The 19,198-nt window shown below is 70.7% G+C and carries 17 protein-coding genes; 8 read left to right on the plus strand and 9 right to left on the minus strand.

All coding sequences use genetic code 11. The annotated features are described in order from the left end of the window. The first annotated feature begins 383 nt into the window (after nucleotides 1-383). Nucleotides 384-1,094, plus strand: a complete 711-nt coding sequence (ric, locus tag OO014_RS01970; protein ID WP_272460584.1) for an iron-sulfur cluster repair di-iron protein — start codon at nucleotides 384-386, stop codon at nucleotides 1,092-1,094. A 117-nt stretch (nucleotides 1,095-1,211) separates the two neighbouring features. Here ric and OO014_RS01975 read toward each other — a convergent pair whose 3' ends face one another. Then, on the minus strand, nucleotides 1,212-1,841 hold the full coding sequence (locus tag OO014_RS01975) for a PH domain-containing protein (protein ID WP_272460585.1): 630 nt from the start codon (nucleotides 1,839-1,841) through the stop codon (nucleotides 1,212-1,214). A gap of 148 nt (nucleotides 1,842-1,989) precedes the next feature. Between OO014_RS01975 and OO014_RS01980 the strand changes: the two genes are divergently transcribed. Both OO014_RS01980 and OO014_RS01985 read left to right on the plus strand, forming a co-directional pair. After that, nucleotides 1,990-3,048, plus strand: coding sequence for an SGNH/GDSL hydrolase family protein (locus OO014_RS01980; protein WP_272460586.1), 1,059 nt, complete (start codon nucleotides 1,990-1,992; stop codon nucleotides 3,046-3,048). A 163-nt stretch (nucleotides 3,049-3,211) separates the two neighbouring features. Then, on the plus strand, nucleotides 3,212-4,513 hold the full coding sequence (locus tag OO014_RS01985; RefSeq protein WP_272460587.1) for a TrpB-like pyridoxal phosphate-dependent enzyme: 1,302 nt from the start codon (nucleotides 3,212-3,214) through the stop codon (nucleotides 4,511-4,513). A gap of 7 nt (nucleotides 4,514-4,520) precedes the next feature. Here the strand turns inward: OO014_RS01985 and OO014_RS01990 are convergent, their stop codons facing one another. Together OO014_RS01990 and OO014_RS01995 are read right to left on the minus strand one after the other, a co-directional pair. Beyond that, the gene (locus tag OO014_RS01990) at nucleotides 4,521-5,108 is read right to left on the minus strand and encodes a DNA-3-methyladenine glycosylase I (RefSeq protein WP_272460588.1); all 588 of its coding nucleotides are present in this window, start codon (nucleotides 5,106-5,108) and stop codon (nucleotides 4,521-4,523) included. A gap of 111 nt (nucleotides 5,109-5,219) precedes the next feature. Continuing rightward, entirely contained in the window at nucleotides 5,220-5,843 is a 624-nt protein-coding gene (locus tag OO014_RS01995) for an FMN-binding negative transcriptional regulator (protein WP_272460589.1), read from the minus strand. Nucleotides 5,844-6,023: 180 nt separating this feature from the next. Here OO014_RS01995 and OO014_RS02000 point away from each other — a divergent pair, with 180 nt between their 5' ends. Together OO014_RS02000 and OO014_RS02005 are read left to right on the plus strand one after the other, a co-directional pair. Then, complete coding sequence (locus tag OO014_RS02000; protein WP_272460590.1) at nucleotides 6,024-7,340, plus strand: MBL fold metallo-hydrolase; 1,317 nt, start codon at nucleotides 6,024-6,026, stop codon at nucleotides 7,338-7,340. Next, nucleotides 7,333-8,460, plus strand: a complete 1,128-nt coding sequence (locus OO014_RS02005; protein ID WP_272460591.1) for an MBL fold metallo-hydrolase — start codon at nucleotides 7,333-7,335, stop codon at nucleotides 8,458-8,460. The genes OO014_RS02000 and OO014_RS02005 overlap by 8 nt, the downstream gene beginning before the upstream one ends. Before the next feature lie 60 nt (nucleotides 8,461-8,520). On the opposite strand, the gene OO014_RS02010 is transcribed toward OO014_RS02005, so the two are convergent. After that, a complete protein-coding gene (locus OO014_RS02010) occupies nucleotides 8,521-9,975 on the minus strand; it encodes a HAMP domain-containing sensor histidine kinase (RefSeq protein ID WP_334685024.1) in 1,455 nt (484 codons plus the stop codon). A 4-nt stretch (nucleotides 9,976-9,979) separates the two neighbouring features. Next, the gene (locus OO014_RS02015; protein WP_272460592.1) at nucleotides 9,980-10,717 is read right to left on the minus strand and encodes a response regulator transcription factor; all 738 of its coding nucleotides are present in this window, start codon (nucleotides 10,715-10,717) and stop codon (nucleotides 9,980-9,982) included. Between the two features lie 150 nt (nucleotides 10,718-10,867). On the opposite strand from OO014_RS02015, the gene OO014_RS02020 reads away from it, so the two are divergent. Together OO014_RS02020 and OO014_RS02025 are read left to right on the plus strand one after the other, a co-directional pair. Further along, entirely contained in the window at nucleotides 10,868-11,539 is a 672-nt protein-coding gene (locus tag OO014_RS02020; protein WP_272460618.1) for a VIT1/CCC1 transporter family protein, read from the plus strand. Between the two features lie 214 nt (nucleotides 11,540-11,753). Next, nucleotides 11,754-13,892, plus strand: a complete 2,139-nt coding sequence (locus OO014_RS02025) for a DEAD/DEAH box helicase (protein ID WP_272460593.1) — start codon at nucleotides 11,754-11,756, stop codon at nucleotides 13,890-13,892. Nucleotides 13,893-13,894: 2 nt separating this feature from the next. Here the strand turns inward: OO014_RS02025 and OO014_RS02030 are convergent, their stop codons facing one another. Continuing rightward, a complete protein-coding gene (locus OO014_RS02030; protein WP_272460594.1) occupies nucleotides 13,895-14,071 on the minus strand; it encodes a hypothetical protein in 177 nt (58 codons plus the stop codon). A gap of 27 nt (nucleotides 14,072-14,098) precedes the next feature. Next, nucleotides 14,099-16,141 carry an NAD(+) synthase gene (locus tag OO014_RS02035; RefSeq protein ID WP_272460595.1) on the minus strand — a complete coding sequence of 681 codons (2,043 nt, stop codon included), beginning with the start codon at nucleotides 16,139-16,141 and terminating at the stop codon, nucleotides 14,099-14,101. A 188-nt stretch (nucleotides 16,142-16,329) separates the two neighbouring features. Between OO014_RS02035 and OO014_RS02040 the strand changes: the two genes are divergently transcribed. Beyond that, nucleotides 16,330-16,770, plus strand: a complete 441-nt coding sequence (locus tag OO014_RS02040; RefSeq protein WP_272460596.1) for a pyridoxamine 5'-phosphate oxidase family protein — start codon at nucleotides 16,330-16,332, stop codon at nucleotides 16,768-16,770. 24 nt (nucleotides 16,771-16,794) lie between these two features. Here the strand turns inward: OO014_RS02040 and OO014_RS02045 are convergent, their stop codons facing one another. After that, complete coding sequence (locus OO014_RS02045) at nucleotides 16,795-17,868, minus strand: tellurite resistance/C4-dicarboxylate transporter family protein (RefSeq protein ID WP_272460597.1); 1,074 nt, start codon at nucleotides 17,866-17,868, stop codon at nucleotides 16,795-16,797. Between the two features lie 9 nt (nucleotides 17,869-17,877). Further along, nucleotides 17,878-19,071 (minus strand): glycine C-acetyltransferase, encoded by a 1,194-nt coding sequence (locus OO014_RS02050; RefSeq protein WP_272460598.1) that lies wholly within the window; start codon nucleotides 19,069-19,071, stop codon nucleotides 17,878-17,880. Nucleotides 19,072-19,198: the final 127 nt, after the last annotated feature.

Consider the following 19,198-nt stretch of genomic DNA (forward strand, 5'->3'; position numbering starts at 1 on the left):
GTCCAAGCAATTGCCGGGAGGGTGCGTGACGCAGTCCACGCTGCGAGTCCACCGTTCAAGAGATATCCGGTCGACACTTCCGATGTGGCAGGAGCAGGGTTGCGATTCATGACCTCACGCATCTCACACACGTCGATCGACTGCGGCAATGCCTTCGAGCTCTCCGAGTGGTGGAGACAGGTCCTCGGCTACGAGGACATCCCCGGCGACCCCAACGAGCCCGGGCACCAGGAGTGCCCTCGTCGCGGACCGCCGCGGCCTCCACGGACCCGGCACGGGGTGGTACGTGATGGCCGACCCGGAGGGCAACGAGTTCTGCATCCTCAAGAGCGACGCCGAGCACGCCGCACGGGTCTCCGACGCGTCGTCGTAGCATCAGGTCCATGCAGGTAGACACCAGCGCCACGTTGGGTGACCTCGTCACCGAGGACCCACGCCGCTCCCGTATCCTCGAGCAGTTCGGGATCGACTACTGCTGCAACGGTCAGCGGTCCCTCACCGAGGCGACGAGCGATGCGGGCCTTGACCTCGACGAGCTCGTCCGGGCCCTGGATCTGCCGGACCGCGCAACGGTGGCGGCCGGCGCCGACCAGTCCGGGCGCGGCAATGCGGTCCTCGCCCACGACATCGTCGACACCCACCACGCCTACATGTGGGAGGAGATGCCGCGGCTGCAGGCGCTCGTCGACAAGGTCCACGGGGTGCACGGTGACCGTCACCCCGAGCTCGCTCGGGTGCAGGCCGCCTACACGGAGGCCGTCGCGGCCCTTGATCCGCACATGACCACGGAGGAGCGGGTCATCTTCCCGGCCATCGCCCGGTTCGAGAAGTCCGGCGCCATCACCGCGTTCGGCTCGTTCGCCGAGCCGATCGACGAGCTGCGGGCCGAGCACGAGGTCGTCGGCCGGCTGTTCAAGGAGATCCGCACCCTGACGGACGGCTACGCCGCACCGGACGACGCCTGCAACTCCTACCGAGCGATGCTCAAGGGCCTCGAGGAGATGGAGCTCGACCTGCACGAGCACATCCACAAGGAGAACAACGTGCTCTTCCCCAGAGTCCTCGAGCTCGAGCAGCAGCTCGCAGGAGCCTGATCCGCAGCAGTCCCGTGCAGACCGGCACCTCTACGTGACCTCTTTGCTCACGGGCTGAAACCCCCGTTCGAGGTAGGGATCGACGACAGGGAGTCGAGCGATACCTCGAACCGAGAGTCATTCCTCAGCCAACGGCGGACGGTCACGTCGGCGCCGTTCCGAGCCCAGCGGCATACGGCCGACTTCGTCGTCGTCCTCAGCCGGCTCGTAACCCGGCCGTCCGTGCGCGGCCCGGCCCGAGGCCACCATGCGGCGGCGCGTGTCGTCCTCGTCGATGAGCCGGTTGATCAGCTGCTGGACGTGGTTGCTGTGCGGAATGTTGCGCAGCTGCTCGTCGGGGCTGTCGCCGGCCGACTCGATGCGGAGCGACCCCGAGTTGATGATCCGGTCGAGGAGGGACTGCTCGAAGGAGACGTCGGTGATCTTGGACAGGGTGATGTCCTTGCCCGACTTGCGCAGGATGCCGCGGCGCACCATGACGCGGTGCGACGTCACGACGTAGTGCGTCGTGCGCCACCGGAGGAACGGCACGAGCACCGTGGGGACGGCGATCAGCACGGCCAGTCCGACGAGGACCCACTGCACGATGTTGCCCTGCGAGTCGTCCGGCGTCGCGACGACGGCGAAGGCGGCTCCGGCCACGAGCACGAGACCGAAGAGCATCGGTCCGACCACGGTGAGCCAGTGCGGGTGGATGCTGCGCTCGACCCGCTCGCCCTGGGCGAGGACGTTCTCCGGGAATCCCATGCGGCCAGCGTAGAGCGCGGCCGGTCGTTTCCGGTGGCAGCTCGCGCCAGTCAGCCTTACCGTCGGTAATGGCGACCCGAGTCAGGGGGCGCCGGTTCTTGCAGTGCCTCTGGTTGACAGCGCAGTTGACACCCCCAAGGAGAGCGCAGTGAAGAGCTATACCCCTCGCCGCCGGGTGGCGGCCGTCCTCACCCTGGCCGCCGGGCTCGTCACCGGACTGGTCATGGCCCTCGCCGTCCCCGCGCAAGCGGCCGGCGAGAGCTACGTCGCTCTCGGCGACTCCTACTCGTCCGGCACCGGCACCCGCACCTACATCAACGACGGGACGAGCTGCCAACGCTCCGTCTACGCCTACCCCTCGCTCGACGCCGCTGCGCTCAACCTGACGCTGACGTTCCGGGCCTGCTCGGGGGCCAACGTCGCCGACGTCACCAACACGCAGCTGTCCGCGCTCTCGAGCACCACGCGCTTCGTCACGATCTCGGTCGGCGGCAATGACGCAGGCTTCGCCGACGTCCTCACCGAGTGCGCGATGCCCGCCTGGATGAGCAACTGCAACGGGGCGATCGACAACGCTCAGTACATCATCAACAACGTCCTGCCCGGGCGGCTCTCGACGCTCTACGCCTCGATCCGCACCAAGGCGCCCAACGCGAAGGTCATCGTCGTCGGCTACCCGCGCATCTTCAACGGCACGGACTGCAACCTGCTGACGTGGTTCTCCTCGTCGGAGATGTCCCGGCTCAACTACACCGCGGACCTGCTCAACTCCCGGACGTCCACCCAGGCGGCGGCCAAGGGGTTCAGCTTCGTCAACCCCACGTCCCGCTTCCTCGGCCACGCCGTGTGTGACCCGACCGAGTGGATCAACGGACTGTCCAACCCGATCTCGGAGAGCTACCACCCCAACATCGCCGGACACCGGGACGGCTACGCCTACGTGACCAAGCCCGTCTTCGGCGTCACGGTGACCTCCAGCGGGGCCGCCCGGCTGTCCGCGGCCACCATCGAGGCCGACGCCCGGCGGTTCACGAGCGTCGACCGGACGATCGAGCCGGAGGAGTTCGTCGCACCCGATCTGACGACGCCGCGGGCCAAGGCAGCGGCCGCCGCAGCCGGCGTCGACCTGTCGAGCCGCGCCAGCATCGACCGGGCCGACCGGATCTGGTCGGAGCGCCAGGCCGCGGAGCACGCGGCCCGCGGCTGACCCGCCGCTCTGGCGGCATACGGCCTCGATCTCCAAACACGACTACGGCACTGCTCAGCGAGACTGAGCAGTGCCGTAGTGACGTCCGCCTCGACTGGTGATACGGGGGTCCCCCCAAGCGGGACCCCCGGATAGCCTCCCTGTGTCGCTCAGAGGAGGCCCCATGACCGAGATCGCAGCCAGCCAGCCGCTCACCGAGCCCACGGGCACCGCCGTCCCGTCCTCGGTGCCGACGCACTGGTACAACCTCGCCGCCGATCTGCCCGAGCCGTGCCCGCCGGCGCTGCACCCGGGCACCCGCGAGCCGCTCGGCCCGGAGGACCTGGCGCCGCTGTTCCCGATGGCCCTCATCGAGCAGGAGGTGTCGACGGAGCGCTGGGTCGAGATTCCGCAGACGGTCCGCGAGATCTACGGCCGCTGGCGTCCCTCGCCCCTGATCCGCGCCGACCGGCTCGAGCGCGCGCTGGGCACCCCGGCGAGGATCTACTACAAGTACGAGGGCGTCAGCCCGGCTGGGTCGCACAAGCCCAACACCGCGGTCGCGCAGGCGTACTACAACGCCGTCGAGGGCACCCGGAAGCTGACGACCGAGACCGGGGCGGGCCAGTGGGGCGCGTCCCTGTCCCTCGCCTGCTCGCTCCTCGGCCTCGAGTGCGAGGTCTGGCAGGTCCGAGCCTCCTACGACTCCAAGCCCTACCGCCGCTTCCAGATGGAGACCTACGGCGGCGTCTGCCACCCGTCCCCGTCCGACCTCACCGAGTCCGGCCGGGCGATCCTCGCGGCCGACCCCGACACCACCGGCTCCCTCGGCATGGCGATCTCCGAGGCGGTCGAGGTCGCCGCCCAGGACCCGGAGGCCCACTACGCCCTGGGCAGTGTCCTCAACCACGTCCTGCTCCACCAGAGCGTCATCGGCATCGAGGCGCTCGAGCAGCTCGACTCCATCGGGGAGAGCGCCGACATCGTCTTCGGCTGCGCGGGCGGCGGGTCCAACCTCGCCGGCCTGACCTTCCCCTTCATCGGCCGCAACCTGCGCGACGGGGCGACCACCAGGGTCGTCGCCTGCGAACCGGCGGCGTGCCCGTCCCTCACCCAGGGTGAGTACCGCTACGACCATGGGGATGTCGCCGGCCTGACCCCGCTGCTCAAGATGCACACGCTCGGCAAGGACTTCGTGCCCCCGCCCATCCACGCGGGCGGGCTGCGCTACCACGGCATGGCGCCGATGGTGTCGCACGCGCTCGAGCTCGGCCTGCTGTCGGCGACCGCGATCGAGCAGGACGACGCCTTCCGCGCGGGCATCGAGTTCGCCCGAGCGGAGGGCATCATCCCGGCGCCCGAGTCCACTCACGCGGTCGCGGCGGCCATGGCGCACGCCCGTGCCGCAACGACGGACGAGACGATCGTGATCGGGCTGTCCGGCAACGGCGTCCTCGACCTCGTCGCCTACGAGGACTACCTCTGACCCGCCGCTAGCCCGGCCACACCCCGGACGCGCCGCGCCGGTGGCTCGTCAGCAGGTGCGTGTCGATGATCCCGACGGCCTCCATCAGGGCAAACATCGTCGTCGGCCCGACGAACGCAAACCCCTTCTTGCGCAGGGCCCGTGAGAGCGCCTTGGACTCGTCGGAGATCGTCGGCACGTCCGGCTGCTCCCGCGGCCGCGGCGTCTCAGCCGGCTGAAACCCCCACACGAAGTCGACCAGCCCACCGTCCGCACGGAGGGCCACGGTGGCCCGGGCGTTCTGGATCGTCGCGTTGATCTTCATGCGGTTGCGCACGATCCCGGCGTCCTGCATGAGGCGTTCGACGTCCCCTGGGCCGAAGCCCGCCACGACATCCGGGTCGAAGTCGGCGAAGGCCGCCCGGAAGCTCGGCCGCTTGCGCAGGATCGTCGCCCAGGACAGCCCGGCCTGGAAGCCCTCGAGGCAGATCCGCTCATAGAGGCCCTGCTCGTCGCGGACCGGCATCCCCCACTCCGTGTCGTAGTACTCCATCAGGAGCGGGTTGACCGACGCCCACGCAGGGCGCGCCAGTCCGTCAGCGCCAACCACCGTCATGGTCCGAAGATAGGGGGGCCCGCCGACGATCCGGGTGGCGGCAGGGCGCGGAGGGGGCCGGGGCGCGGACCCAGCTCAGCGGCATACGACATGTTCCGTATGCCGCTGGACTCAGTCCCCGAGGACCGCTCGCATCGCGCGGGCGACGTCGTGCGCCGCCGGAGCGGGCTCGGCCTCGAGACCGGCGATGGCACCCTCCCGGTCGGCGTCGGAGCGGTTCTGGCTGAGCTTCGCCTTGGCGGAGACGGACTCGATCCGCAGCTCGACGCCCACCACGGCCTTGAGCTGGCCGTCGACATAGCGCTCCGGGGCGTCGGTGACCGCCCACGGCTCCGCGCGGTGGTCCTCGTGGCGGTGGGTGAGCCGAGTGACGACGTCGCGGACGAACTCGACGTCGTCGTGCACGGTCACCGGGCCGGTGAGCTGGACCTCGCTGTAGTTCCACGTCGGCACGGTCCGCCCGTGCTCCGCCTTGGACGGGTACCAGCTCGGCGAGATGTAGGCGTCGGCCGCCGTGACGACGACGATGCCCGGCGCTCCGGCGGCGATCCGACGCCAGTGCTCATTGGCCCGCGCGAAGTGGGCCAGCACGCGGCCCTCGTCGACGACCAGCGGCAGGAGCGTCACGTCGGGGGCGCCGTCCGGGCCGACGGTGACGAGATGGCCGGCGGGGTGCGCCTCGAGGAACGGCGCGATGGCCTCGTCATCCATGACGTTGAAGTGAGGGACGTACACCCCTTGATTGTGAGGGGTGAGGCCGCGCGTTGGCAGTCAGGGGCTCAGGGGCCGGCCGAGCCGGACACCGCGAGCGTGACGTCGCCCGTGCCCGTGCGCACCTTATCTCGGCACCGGGACCCCGGAGAGCACACAATGGTGCCGACCGCGCATGTGCGCGGCTCCGACCCAAGGAGTGACATGCGCAGCCTCGCCACGTCGGACCGCCGCTCCGCTCGCGCCCTCTCGCGCGTCGTCGCCCGCGTGTCCAGCCGAGCCCACGCCCGCGAGCTCCTCCAGGTCGCCTATCGCCTCGGGGCGTCGCCGACGGAGATCGTCGGGGCCGTGCGAGAATCACCGAACTTCCGCAACCGCCGCTTCGAGGCCGACGAGCCCTCGCTCCGACCCCGCCTGCGCGCCCAGACCAGCGCCCTCCTGGCGGCCATCCGGGTGCACGGTCGGGGACGCCCTGTCGGCGCGGTCCCGCGGGTCGTCCCCCAGCTGCCCCACGAGGCGGGTGACCTCGCAGTCACGTGGTACGGCCACGCGACGACACTCCTGGAACTCGACGGGGTGCGCATCCTCATCGACCCCGTCTTCGGGGAGCGGGTCTCGCCGTCGGAACGGTTCGGCCCGCGCCGGCTCCATCCGGTCCCGGGCTCGATCGAGGACATTCCGGGCGTCGACGTCGTCCTCATCTCGCACGACCACTACGACCATCTCGACACTCCCTCGATCGCCACCCTCGAGCGCACGCACCGGCCGCACTACGTCGTGCCGCTCGGTGTCGACTTCCACCTGCGGGCCTGGCGCGTCCCGGCCGAACGGATCACGGCGCTCGACTGGCGCGAGAGCACCGAGGTGGCGGGGGTGCGCCTGACCTGCACCGAGGCGCGCCACAACTCGGGGCGCGGGCTGGTCGACAGCCAGACCCTGTGGGCGGGATGGGCTGTGCACGGCCCCCGCCACAGCGCCTACTACTCCGGGGACTCCGGGACGTCCAAGCGCTTCGCCCACATCGGCGCCGACCTCGGCCCGTTCGACGTCACCCTGCTGCCCATCGGGGCCTACGACCCCTTCTGGCCGGACCTCCACCTCGAGCCGGAGCAGACGGTCGCCGCGCACCGTGACGTCAACCGGATCGGCAGCGACTACGCCGCGGTGACGGCCGACGACATGGGAGTGGCGGACGCGTTCATCGCAGGAGACCAGCGGATCGACACCCCGGGCGGCACCCACGAGGAGGGAGAGGTCACCGCGACCGAGCGCCGCGCTGAGACCGCTGCGCGGAGGTCGGTGCTCTTCCCGGTGCACTGGGCGACGTTCAACCTCGCGATGCACTGGTGGGCCGAGCCGATGCGCCGGCTGAGACGAGCCGCCGCGGAGGCCGGGGTGCCGGTCGTGTCGCCGCGTCTCGGCGACCGAGTCGACCTCACCGAGGCTGAGCCCGAGGTGGTCGCCGCGAAGTTCGCCGATCCGTGGTGGGACCAGTGCTCGGCGCAGGACGACCGTGACTGAGCGGACGTCCTGGCGCTCAGCGGTCAAGAGCCGGGTGCCGCTGCTGCGTAGCCTCGGGGCGCTGCCCGCGGCGATGCGCAGCCGCGCGGCCGGGTCGCCGAACTACCGTGACGGGCAGTTCCGGTCGCACGAGCCCACCAACTGGGTCGCGGCTCCCGAGGGGGAGGGCCTCCCCCATCCGGCGGTGGCCGCCTACCAGGCCCGGGGCCGGGGCCGGCCGGCCGGCTCGATCCCCGTCGTTCGTCCGGTGTGGCCCGACCAGGCCGAGGACCTCGCGGTGACCTGGCTCGGGCACGCGTCCAGCCTCGTCGAGCTCGACGGTCACCGGTTCCTGCTCGACCCGGTCTTCGGCGACCGGGTCTCGCCGTCCGGGATGGTCGGGCCACGCCGGTTGCACCCGCCGCCCTGCCGCGTCGACGACCTGCCGCCGCTCGACGCCGTCGTCATCAGCCACGACCACTACGACCACCTCGACGAGCCGACGATCCGCGAGCTGGAGCGCACCCACCGGCCCCACTACGTCGTGCCCCTGGGAGTGGACCTGCACCTCGAGACGTGGGGCGTTCCCGCCGCACGGGTCACGGCGCTCGACTGGCGCGAGGAGACCACCATCGGCGAGGTCACCCTCACGTGCACGGAGGCTCGGCACTTCTCCGGCCGGGGGTTCGTCCGCAACCAGACCCTGTGGGCCGGCTGGGCCCTGCGCGGCCCGCGCCACGCGGTCTGGTTCGCCGGGGACTCGGGCCCATCTCATCGTTTCGAGGACATCGGCCGTGACCTCGGGCCCTTCGACCTGACGCTCGTGCCGATCGGGGCCTACAGCGACCACTGGCCGGACATCCACCTCGATCCCGCCCAGGCCGTCGCCGCGCACCTCGACGTCAACCGGGGCGACGCCGCCGGCTCGGTGCTGCTGCCGGTGCACTGGGCGACCTTCAACCTGGCGATGCACTGGTGGAGCGAACCGATCCGCTGGGCCCGCCGCTGCGCCGACGAGCACGCGGTCACGCTCCTGTCTCCCCGCCCGGGCACCCGGATCGCCCTGGGGGACGGCGGCGCGGGCGCGCCGGCCTCCGACGCGTGGTGGGAGCCGTGTGCCGCCCCGGAGGACCGCGACTGACCCCCTGCCGTATGCCGCTGGGCTCGCTCCCGCGGCAGGCTGCCGCCCGCTCCGGCCGGGTCAGGAGGTCGGCAGCACGAAGGCGAAGGTCGTGTCGCCGGGGCGGCTCGACAGCTCGACCTGCCCGCCGTGGGCTCTGGTCACTGCGGCCACGATGGAGAGGCCGAGGCCGGTGCTGCCGCCGGCCCGGTTGCGGGCGTTGTCGCCACGGGCGAACCGCTCGAACACGTTCGGCTGCAGGTCGCTCGGCACGCCCGGCCCGTCGTCGTGGACGGAGATCCGGACCCGGTCGCCCTCGGGCTGCACCGACGTCGTCACCCGCGTGCCGGCCGGAGTGTGGGTCCGCGCGTTGGCGAGGAGGTTCGCGATGACCTGGTGGAGCCGGGCCGGGTCGCCGCGGACCTCGACGGGGTCCGGGGGAAGGTCGAGGTCCCACCGGTGGTCCGGCGCGGCGGCGTGGGCGTCACTGACGGCGTTGACGACGAGCACCGACAGGTCGACCGGCTCTGACGCGAGGGGGCGCCCTGCATCCAGGCGCGCGAGCAGGAGCAGGTCCTCGACGAGTGATCCCATCCGCCCGGCCTCGGACTCGATCCGGCCCATCGCGTGGCTGACCGACTCGGGCAGCGGCTCCGGTTCCCGTCTCGAGAGCTCGGCATAACCCTTGATCGACGCGAGGGGGGTGCGCAGCTCGTGCGAGGCGTCGGCCACGAACTGGCGCACGCGTTGCTCGCTCCGGTGCCGGGCGTTGAGGGCCTCGTCGACATGGTCGAGCATCTCGTTGAACGCGGCCCCCACCTGCCCGACCTCGGTGCGGGTGTCGGTGTCCTCGGGGGCGACCCGCTCGAGGAGCTCTACCTGGCCCTGGTGCAGGGGCATCTGCGAGACGCGGGTCGCCGTGTCGGCGACCCGGCGGAGGGGCTCGAGGCTCCGCCGGACGATCCACGTGCCGAGACCTCCGACGAGGAGCACCCCTGCGGCGACGCTCGACGCGGCGATGAACACCATCCGCGCGATCGTGGCGTCGGTCGGTGCCATCGACAGGCCCAGCACCACGGTGACGGGGAAGAGCTCGTTGCCGTTCCGAACGCTGGCCTCCTGAGCCACCATGCGGAATCGCCCGAGGTCGCCGCCGAGGTCGACGGTCTCCGGGGCCGTGCCGAGGTCTGCGGCACTGATGGTCTCGAGCGCCGTGCCGCCCAGCTTGATGTCGCGGTCGGATGAGAGGACCCAGCCGATCGCCGAGCCGGAGCTGAAGTTCGCGATGAGGCTGTCCGTGCCGGGGCCCCCGCGCCGCATCTGGTTGTCCATCATCCGGCCTCCGTGCGCTGAGGCGCGGAGCTGGTCGTCGACCTGCGCGACGAGGTGCTGGCTGAGGGAGGCGATCGTGAACGCCGCGGTGGCCAGGCTGAGCACGGTGAAGAGGGACAGGATCGCGGCCATCAGCTTGGCCCGGAGGGTCCATGTCGACAGCGGCCGGACCCGGGAGCGGGCCCGACGGAGCGCAGCTCGCACGCGCTCAGACGGCTGGCCTGAGGACATAGCCGGCCCCTCGCATGGTGTGGATCATCGGGTCGCGTCCGGCGTCGATCTTCTTGCGGAGGTAGGAGATGTAGAGCTCGACGACGTTCGCCTGGCCGCCGAAGTCGTAGTTCCAGACGCGGTCGAGGATCTGGGCCTTCGACAGGACGCGACGCGGGTTGCGCATGAGGTAGCGCAGCAGCTCGAACTCCGTGGCCGTCAGGTGGATCTCCTCATCGCCGCGGTAGACCTCGTGGCTGTCCTCGTCGAGGGTCAGGTCCCCGACGACGAGGACGGAGTCGGTGGAGGTGACGGCCATCGTCGTCCGCCGCATCAACGCGCGCACCCGGGCGACGACCTCCTCCAGCGAGAACGGCTTGGTCACGTAGTCGTCGCCGCCGGCGGTCAGCCCCGAGACCCGGTCCTCGACTGCGTCCTTCGCCGTGAGGAAGAGCACCGGCACGTTCGGGTTGTCCGCCCGCATCCGGCGCAGGACCTCGAGCCCGTCGAAGTCCGGGAGCATCATGTCGAGCACCACTGCGTCGGGGTCGAACTCGCGGGCCGCCCGGACGGCCTCCATGCCGGTCGCCGCCGCGCGGACCTCCCAACCTTCGTAGCGCAACGCCATGCCGAGCAGCTCGGTGAGGTTCGGCTCGTCGTCGACGACGAGAACGCGCACGGGCGACCCGTCGAGGCGCTGGAGCTTGGCAGCCGACATCTTGCCCTGACTGGTCATGGCTCCATGCAACTCGTCACCCCTGTGCCTTGACCAGTACTTCCCTGTGTGAAATCTGTGAGGTTGCTGTCCCGCCTGCTCCTTGGTTGGTGTCAGGATCAGGGCGTGACCACTGCTGACGGCGACCGCATCGAACCGCACGAGGACTCCATGGGGACCCGACTGAACTGGCTGCGCGCGGCCGTTCTCGGCGCCAACGACGGGATCGTCTCCACGGCCGGGGTCGTCGTCGGTGTCGCCGGCGCGACGAGCGACAAGGCCGCGATCATGATCGCCGGCCTGGCCGCGCTGGTGGCCGGCGCGATCTCGATGGCGGCCGGGGAGTACGTGTCAGTGAGCACGCAGCGCGACTCGGAGCGGGCCCTGCTCCACCTCGAGCGGCACGAGCTGCGGACCGACCCCGACGGCGAGCTCGAGGAGCTGACCCAGCTCTACGAGGCGAAGGGGATCAGCCGCCCGCTCGCCGAGGAGGTCGCCCGGGAGCTGACCGCCCACGACGCCCTGGCCGCCCACGCCGAGGTCGAGCTCGGCATCGACCCGGACGAGCTGACCAATCCCTGGCACGCGGCCTGGGCCTCGATGGCCGCCTTCACCGTCGGCGCCCTGCTGCCGATGGTCACGATCACCTTCAGCCCGGCGTCGCTGCGCACCTGGGTCACCGTCGTCAGCGTCGCGCTGGCCCTCGCGCTGACGGGCTGGCTCGGGGCTCGCCTCGGCCACAGCCCGCGGCTCCGCCCCATGGCGCGCACCGTCTCCGGCGGCCTGGTGGCCATGGGCGTGACCTACCTGATCGGCGCTTTGGTCGGCACCACCCTCACCTGAGCAGGCGTGCGGTAAACTCGGCCTGTCCAGAGGGCGTGGACGTCAGCCCGGATTCCCGGCCACTCGGCCCGACCGGCATTCGCTGGGGTTGACCTCGACGCACGTGTGGACCATGGGATGGCCAAGACCACCCGAGAGCCGGACCTTCGGTGTGACCCCCCTCGGCGGGGGTGCTGCGTGGGAACGGCAGGCACATCGCATCACCAGGAGGAAGATGCCCACGCGAGTCCGCCACCGGTCCGCCGCGAGCCCTCGAACGGGCCAGCGCGAGAACGACCCGGCCCCGATCATCCCCATCCTCGCCCGTCGGGTGCGCGAGGTGGAGGCCCGAGTCACGTCCAAGGGCCGCGCCACCCCGACGAACCGGACGAAGTTCCAGGTCGTCGCGCTCCTGATGCGAGCGGAGCGGGCTCGGGTCAAGGACGACGCGACCATCCCGGGGGGCCAGCGCGCGGATCTCCTCAAGCGCCTCGACGGCATCGCCGGCATCCTGGCCCAGATCGCGGCGCGGGACACCAGTCTGCTCGCCCTGCTCGATCCCGCGGCCAAGCCGGGCCCGGCCGCCCAGCAGATGCGCCGCGACTGGCTGCTCGAGTCGGGCGCCGAGCTGGCCCCTGAGGATCTCGTCATCACCCGCCCCGAGCCGGTCGAGTCGGCGATCCCGCCCGAGCTCGCGGCCAAGCAGGTGACCCCGCAGTCCGTGCCGGCCCGCGTCCGGTCCAACCCCTTCCTCGCTCCGGACCTCTCGGCGGCCCACCGCCAGGACTACGTCGGCCGGCTGAGCGGCTGGGAGCTGCTCGGTCCGCTCTACCGCGCCTTCGAGCAGGGCTCCGGCGGAGAGGCAGCGACGATGGAGCTGCCCCCGAAGCCGCGCATCGACCGGTTCTCGCCGCCCGGGTCCGAGCTCATGGTGCACCAGTCGCGCTTCCTCCAGGCCGTGCAGCAGGGCCACCGGACCTTCCTGCTGGCCGACGAGCCGGGTCTCGGCAAGACGGCGCAGTCGGTGATGGCGGCCTCCGTCGCCGATGCCTACCCGATGCTCGCCGTCGTCCCCAACGTCGTGAAGATCAACTGGGCCCGCGAGGTGGAGCGCTGGACGCCCCAGCGCCGGGTCACCGTGATCCACGGTGACGGAGAGGACGTCGACGCCTTCGCCGATGTCTTCGTGGTCAACTACGCGATCCTCGACCGGCACTTCCGCTGGCTCTCGACGTTCGGGTTCCGGTCGATGGTCGTCGACGAGGCCCACTTCATCAAGAACCTCCAGTCGCAGCGGTCCCAGCAGGTGCTCGCGCTGGCCGACCGGCTCCGGGCCACCACCCCGGGCGGCAACCCGCTCCTCATGGCGCTCACCGGCACGCCGCTCATCAACGACGTCAAGGACTTCGACGCCATCTGGCGCTTCCTCGGGTGGATCAAGGACGGCAAGCCGGTCGCCGACATCGTCCGCCGCCTCGACGAGACCGGCTTCACCCCGATGGACCGGGCGTTCTACCCCGAGGCGCGGCGGGCCGTCATCGACATGGGCATCGTCCGGCGCCGCAAGGTCGACGTGGCGAGCGACCTGCCGGACAAGCGGATCGCCGACATCACCGTCGAGCTCGACGAGGACGCCAGCCGTTCCATCGAGCGGGCCGAGCGGGCCCTCGGTGAACGCCTCGCCCGTCGTTATCGCGCCCAGCTGGCCGAGGGCCATGGTCATGAGGTCGACGGCCAGCCGGACGAGGCGCTGATGCGCCGCGTCGCGCTGGCGGAGCTCAAGGCACCGTCCGGCGAGGGCACCGGCGAGAACGTCTTCACGCTGGTGCGGCGCATCGGTCAGGCCAAGGCCGCGCTGGCCGCGGACTACGCGGCCCAGCTGTCGCACTCGGTCGGCAAGGTGGTGTTCTTCGCGAAGCACATCGACGTCATGGACAAGGCCGAGCAGATCCTGGCCGATGCGGGACTACGGACGGTCTCCGTCCGCGGCGACCAGTCCGCCAAGCAGCGGCAGGAGGCGGTCGACGCCTTCCAGAAGGACCCCGAGGTCTCCGTCGCGGTGTGCTCGTTGCTCGCGGCCGGCGTGGGGGTCAACCTCCACGCGTCGTCCAACGTCGTGCTCGCCGAGCTCTCGTGGACCGCCGCAGAGCAGCAGCAGGCGATCGACCGCGTGCACCGGATCGGTCAGGACGAGCCGGTGACGGCGTGGCGGATCCTCGCCGCGGGCACGGTGGACGCGCGGATCTCGGAGCTCATCGACGCCAAGCAGGGCCTGGCGGCCCGGGCCCTCGACGGCAGCGACGTCGAGGTCGCGGACACCGACTCGGTCCAGCTCGACGCGCTCGTGACGCTGCTGCGGCAGGTTCTCGGCTGAGCTCAGTCGGGAGTCTGCGTCGACTCCCTGCGCGTCTCCTCGGGGCGCTCGGTGCGCTCGGCCGACTCGTCGAGGATCGCCTCGGCCTGCATCTCGGGGTCATCACTTCCGGCGGCCTGCTCCTCCGGCAGCAGCTCGGCGCGCTGGGCGATGTCGGACTCGTCGTGGTGCTCAGTCATAGCCCGACCGTAGCAACCCACCGCTCATCAGGCGTCGGGAACGTTGGCGTCGAGCTCGTCCAACCAGGCTGCGCCTGACACATCGGACGGCATCCGCCAGTCGCCGCGGGGCGAGAGCGACCCGCCGGCCACGACCTTGGGGCCGTTGGGCAGCGCCGACCGCTTGAACTGGTTGGCGAAGAAGCGCCGGAGGAAGACCTCGAGCCACCGCCGCACGGTCGGCAGGTCATGGGCAGCGCGCTCTGCGTCGGGGTAGCCGGCCGGCCAGTCCCCGGCCTCGGCGTCGTGCCAGGCGTGCCAGGAGAGGAAGGCGATCTTCGAGGGCCGGTAGCCCCACCGCAGGACGTGGTAGAGGTTGAAGTCCTGGAGCGAGTAGGGCCCGATCTGCGCCTGCGTCGACTGTGGCTTCTCGCCCTCCTTGGCCGGGATCAGCTCGGGCGTGATCTCGGTCGCGAGGATCGAGAGCAGCGTCGCGTTGACGTGCTCCTCGAACTGTCCGGAGGAGACGACCCAGCGGATCAGGTGCTGCATCAGCGTCTTCGGGACCCCCGCGTTGACGCCGTAGTGCGACATCTGGTCACCGACGCCGTAGGTGCACCAGCCGAGGGCCAGCTCGGACAGGTCGCCGGTGCCGAGGACGATGCCGCCGCGCTGGTTCGCGATCCGGAAGAGGAAGTCGGTCCGCATGCCGGCCTGGACGTTCTCGAAGGTCACGTCATAGACCTCCTCGCCCCGGGCGAAGGGGTGGTCCATCCCCTTGAGCATCTCGGTCGCGGCCGGCCGGATGTCGAGCTCCTCCCAGGTCACCCCGAGGGACTCCATGAGGCGGATGGCGTTGTTCTTCGTGTGGTCCGAGGTCGCGAACCCGGGCATGGTGAAGGCGAGGATGTCGGTGCGGGGACGGCCGAGCCGGTCCATCGCCTTGGCGGCGACGATGAGGGCGTGGGTCGAGTCGAGTCCGCCGGAGACGCCGATGACGATGCGCGGCTGGCCGATGGCGCGCAGGCGCTGCTCGAGGCCGGAGACCTGGATGTTGTAGGCCTCGTAGCAGTCGAGGGCGAGCCGGGCCTCGTCGTCCGGCACGAAGGGGAAGCGGTCGACCTTCCGGCGCAGGCCGATGTCGCCTCCGGGCGGGCCGACCTCGAACTCGACGGTCCGGAAGGCCGAGACGCGCTCCGTGAGGGTGCGGCGGTTGTCGTCGAACGTCCCCATCCGCATCCGCTCCTGGCGGAGCATGTCGAGGTCGATGTCGGCCACCGACCGCCGCGGCCCGTCGGGGAACCGCTCGGTCTCGGCGAGGAGCATGCCGCGCTCGTAGATCATCGTCTGCCCGTCCCAGGACAGGTCCGTCGTCGACTCGCCCTCACCGGCCGCCGCGTAGAGGTAGGCCGAGACGCAGCGTGCCGAAGCGCTCCGGCACAGCAGGTGCCGGTCCTCGGCCCGTCCCACCGTGATGGGTGAGCCGGAGATGTTGACCAGGACCGTGGCCCCGGCGAGGGCTGCCTCCGCGCTCGGGGGCACCGGGACCCACATGTCCTCGCACACCTCCACACCGAGGACGAAGCCCTCGAGGTCGGTCGCCCGGAAGAGCAGGTCCGTCCCGAACGGCACCTTCCAGCCGGCCACCTCGATCGTCCCGCCCCGCTGGTCGTCGCCGGCCCCGAAGTGACGGCGCTCGTAGAACTCTCGGTAGGTCGGCAGGTAGGCCTTCGGCGCGACGCCGAGGATCGCTCCGCGGTGAACGACCACGGCGCAGTTGAAGACCCGCGTCCCGAGCACGATCGGCGCCCCGACGACGAGCACGGGCAGGAGATCGGCAGAGGCCTCGACGATCCGGGCGATGGCCTCCTCGGCTGCGTCGAGCAACGGGTCCTGCAGGAGCAGGTCGTCGATCGCGTAGCCGGTCAGGCACAGCTCCGGGAAGATCGCGAGCGCCACCCCGTCGTCGCTGCACGCGCGGGCCTGCGTGATGACGGCGTCGGCGTTGCGGGCCGGGTCCGCAGCGGCCACCGGCAGCGTGCAGGCGGCCACTCGGGCGAAGCCATGGGCGTAGGAACTGTAGAAGTCCATGGGCATAGTCAATCCCACCGGCGGCCCGGCGCCACGCAAGCCGGTCTGCTCATTAGGCTCGAACCAGCAGAGCTCGACGCTGTCCGGTGATCCACCTCGCACGCGACCGGTGGCTCACCACAGCCACTACTACACTGAGTAGTACCTGGTGATCCGGGAGCTGGACCCGCCAACGAGGGAGAACTGACATGTACGAGTACGAGGACGACGGCCCCACCCACGTCCTGCACCCTGAACAGTCCTGGGACTTCCTGAGGGCGCGCGAGTTCGGGCGGCTCGCGTTCCATCTCGTCGGTGAGGTGCACATCGCGCCCATCAACTACGCCGTCGACCCGGAAGACCGGATCATCTTCATCACCAGCGAGGGCAGCAAGCTCTTCGGCCTGACGTCGAACCCGGACGTCGCCTTCGAGGTGGACGAGATCGTCGACGACCGGGCGACGAGCGTCATCATCCGCGGCCGCGCCCGGATCCTCGAGGGGCAGGATGCCTACATCGTGGAGCAGCTGCCGATCCGGCCGTGGGTGGCGAGCCCCAAGTCCGTCGTGGTCGCCGTCAAGGTCGACGAGATCTCGGGGCGCTCCTTCGACCTGAACCGTCCCTGGCTGCACGACATCCCGCAGGCCTGACCCCCGCTCGCCGGGGGCGACCCGTCACGTCCGGTCGCGCCGGACCAGGGCGGCACCGACGTTGCGGACCATCGCGACGAACACCACGAGCCACGCGGTGAGCGCGACCCAGAGCCAGTTCGACCCGATCCACTCGACGATCGGCAGGTGATCGGCGCGCCCGAGGTAGATCCCGGCCACTGAGTACATGCCGAGCGGGAAGATGATGCTCCACAGGGTCGGGACGTAGGTCATCGGCACCTTGCGGACGTAGTGCCGCCACACGCCCGCGGCGATCAGCACGGGGATGAGCCACGTCGCGAAGGCCCAGAACACGACCGAGAACCCGGCGACCAGTCCCCGGACCGCGTCCGCCATGGGGGCCGACTCCATCTCGACGATGCGGGCGCCGGCCACGACGGTGATCGCCACCGCACCCATCGACACCCAGTAGGGCGGGTCGAGGTCCTTCGGGTCCAGGTCGTAGAGCATGATCCGGAGCGCGACGATGATGGCCGACGCGGCATAGAGGAACACGCCGACGGACCACGACAGCACCGCGAGGACGGCGAGGTACGCCCGCGGCCCCGCGAAGACGACCTCGAGGCCGGCGGCGGAGACCGCGACCGACTGGGAGGCCACGACCCAGATGAACCACGTGCCGTTCGCGAGCGCGACGACCGGCCGCTCGGAGCGGCTGAGGACGGCGCTCCAGGGGATGACGTAGCCGAGCACGAGCCACACCGCGAAGGACACCACGAGCAGCCAGACCGCGAGGGTGTACCAGTGCTCGATGCTGGCCCGCGTGCCGAGGACGTTGGTGCCGGCGACGAAGGTGAAGAAGCCGAAGGCCCGCTTCGGGTTCTTGAAGTCGTCCACCATCGCGTGTCGATAGGCGACGAACCGCCAGGCGTTGAGCACCAGCAGCACGACGTAGGCGGTGATGCACACCGCGAAGAGCGCGACCGAGAGCCACCGGAAGCCGCGCAGCTCCAGGCCGATCGAGATGATCCCGCTCGCCATGACGAGCGCGAAGTAGCCGGGTGTGAGCTGCTCGACCAGGCCGCCGACGCGGCTGGGCCTGGCGAGCGAGACCGAGCCCAGCGGCATACGGCTCATGGCTTCTCCTCAGCCCACCGCGTCGCGCGCCGCGACGAACGCGTCGACGCACGCGCGGACGTCGTCCTCGGAGTGGGCCGCGGAGAGCTGCACCCGGATGCGGGCCTTCCCGCGCGGGACGACGGGGAAGCTGAACGCGATGACGTAGACGCCGTGCCCGAGCATGTGGTCGGCGACCTCGGCGGCCCGGCGAGCGCCGTCCTCGCCGGGGAACATGACCGGGCGGATCGGGTGGGTGCCCGGCAGCACGTCGAAACCGGCCTCGCGCATGAGCCGGTCGAACAGCTCCGTGTTGCGCGCGAGGATGTCGCGCTTCTCCCCGGACGCCTCGATGAGGTCGAGCGCGGCCATCGACCCGGCGACGACGGCGGGCGCGACGGAGTTGGAGAAGAGGTAGGGCCGCGAGCGCTGGCGCAGCAGGTCGACGACCTCCTGGTGGCTCGCGACGTAGCCGCCCGAGGCGCCGCCGAGCGCCTTGCCGAGCGTGCCGGTGATGATGTCGACGCGGTCCTGGACCCCGAACAGCTCGGGCGTCCCGCGACCGCCGGCGCCGACGAATCCGACTGCGTGCGAGTCGTCCACGAAGACCATGGCCCCGAACTCGTCGGCCAGGTCGCAGATCTCGTCGAGCGGCGCGTAGGACCCGTCCATCGAGAAGACACCGTCCGTGACGACAACCTTGCGCTTCGCTCCAGCGGCATCTGCGGCCACGAGCTGCGCCCGCAGGTCGCTCATGTCGGCGTTCTTGTAGCGGTAGCGCATCGCCTTGGACAGCCGCACCCCGTCGATGATCGACGCGTGGTTGAGCTCGTCGCTGATGATCGCGTCCTCGGCCCCGAAGAGCACCTCGAAGACGCCGCCGTTGGCGTCGAAGCACGATGAGTAGAGGATCGCCGCCTCGGTCCCGAGGAAGCCGGCGAGCTTGCGCTCCAGCGCGGTGTGCTGCGTCTGCGTGCCGCAGATGAAGCGCACCGAGGCCATCCCGAAACCCCACTCGTCGAGGGCCCGCTTGGACGCCTCGACGACGCCCGGGTCGTCGGCCAGCCCGAGGTAGTTGTTGGCGCAGAAGTTCAGCGCCTCGGCCTTGAGCGTCGTCACGTGCGCCGACTGCGGCGACGTCAGCTCGCGCTCGTTCTTGTAGAGGCCGGCGTCCTTGATCTCCTGCAGGGTCGCTGCGAGCTCGTCCTTGACGGTGCCGTACATCGGTGTCCTTCGCGGGTGGGTCGGGTGACAGACGTCAGCGTATGCCGCTGGGCCGGCTCCCGCTTGCGTGCCATGGCCCAGCCCAACCGTTTGGACCATTTACCGGATTTGGTGGTGGCTGCGCCCT

Source organism: Intrasporangium calvum, assembly GCF_028446585.1.
GTDB classification, from domain to species: domain Bacteria; phylum Actinomycetota; class Actinomycetes; order Actinomycetales; family Dermatophilaceae; genus Intrasporangium; species Intrasporangium calvum_A.

Coding starts and splice junctions, on each gene's coding strand:
- ric (WP_272460584.1), top strand. CDS start 384: ATGCAGGTAGACACCAGCGCCACGTTGGGTGACCTCGTCACCGAGGAC.
- OO014_RS01975 (WP_272460585.1), bottom strand. CDS start 1,841: ATGGGATTCCCGGAGAACGTCCTCGCCCAGGGCGAGCGGGTCGAGCGC.
- OO014_RS01985 (WP_272460587.1), top strand. CDS start 3,212: ATGACCGAGATCGCAGCCAGCCAGCCGCTCACCGAGCCCACGGGCACC.
- OO014_RS01990 (WP_272460588.1), bottom strand. CDS start 5,108: ATGACGGTGGTTGGCGCTGACGGACTGGCGCGCCCTGCGTGGGCGTCG.
- OO014_RS02000 (WP_272460590.1), top strand. CDS start 6,024: ATGCGCAGCCTCGCCACGTCGGACCGCCGCTCCGCTCGCGCCCTCTCG.
- OO014_RS02015 (WP_272460592.1), bottom strand. CDS start 10,717: ATGACCAGTCAGGGCAAGATGTCGGCTGCCAAGCTCCAGCGCCTCGAC.
- OO014_RS02020 (WP_272460618.1), top strand. CDS start 10,868: ATGGGGACCCGACTGAACTGGCTGCGCGCGGCCGTTCTCGGCGCCAAC.
- OO014_RS02025 (WP_272460593.1), top strand. CDS start 11,754: ATGCCCACGCGAGTCCGCCACCGGTCCGCCGCGAGCCCTCGAACGGGC.
- OO014_RS02030 (WP_272460594.1), bottom strand. CDS start 14,071: ATGACTGAGCACCACGACGAGTCCGACATCGCCCAGCGCGCCGAGCTG.
- OO014_RS02035 (WP_272460595.1), bottom strand. CDS start 16,141: ATGGACTTCTACAGTTCCTACGCCCATGGCTTCGCCCGAGTGGCCGCC.
- OO014_RS02040 (WP_272460596.1), top strand. CDS start 16,330: ATGTACGAGTACGAGGACGACGGCCCCACCCACGTCCTGCACCCTGAA.
- OO014_RS02045 (WP_272460597.1), bottom strand. CDS start 17,868: ATGAGCCGTATGCCGCTGGGCTCGGTCTCGCTCGCCAGGCCCAGCCGC.
- OO014_RS02050 (WP_272460598.1), bottom strand. CDS start 19,071: ATGTACGGCACCGTCAAGGACGAGCTCGCAGCGACCCTGCAGGAGATC.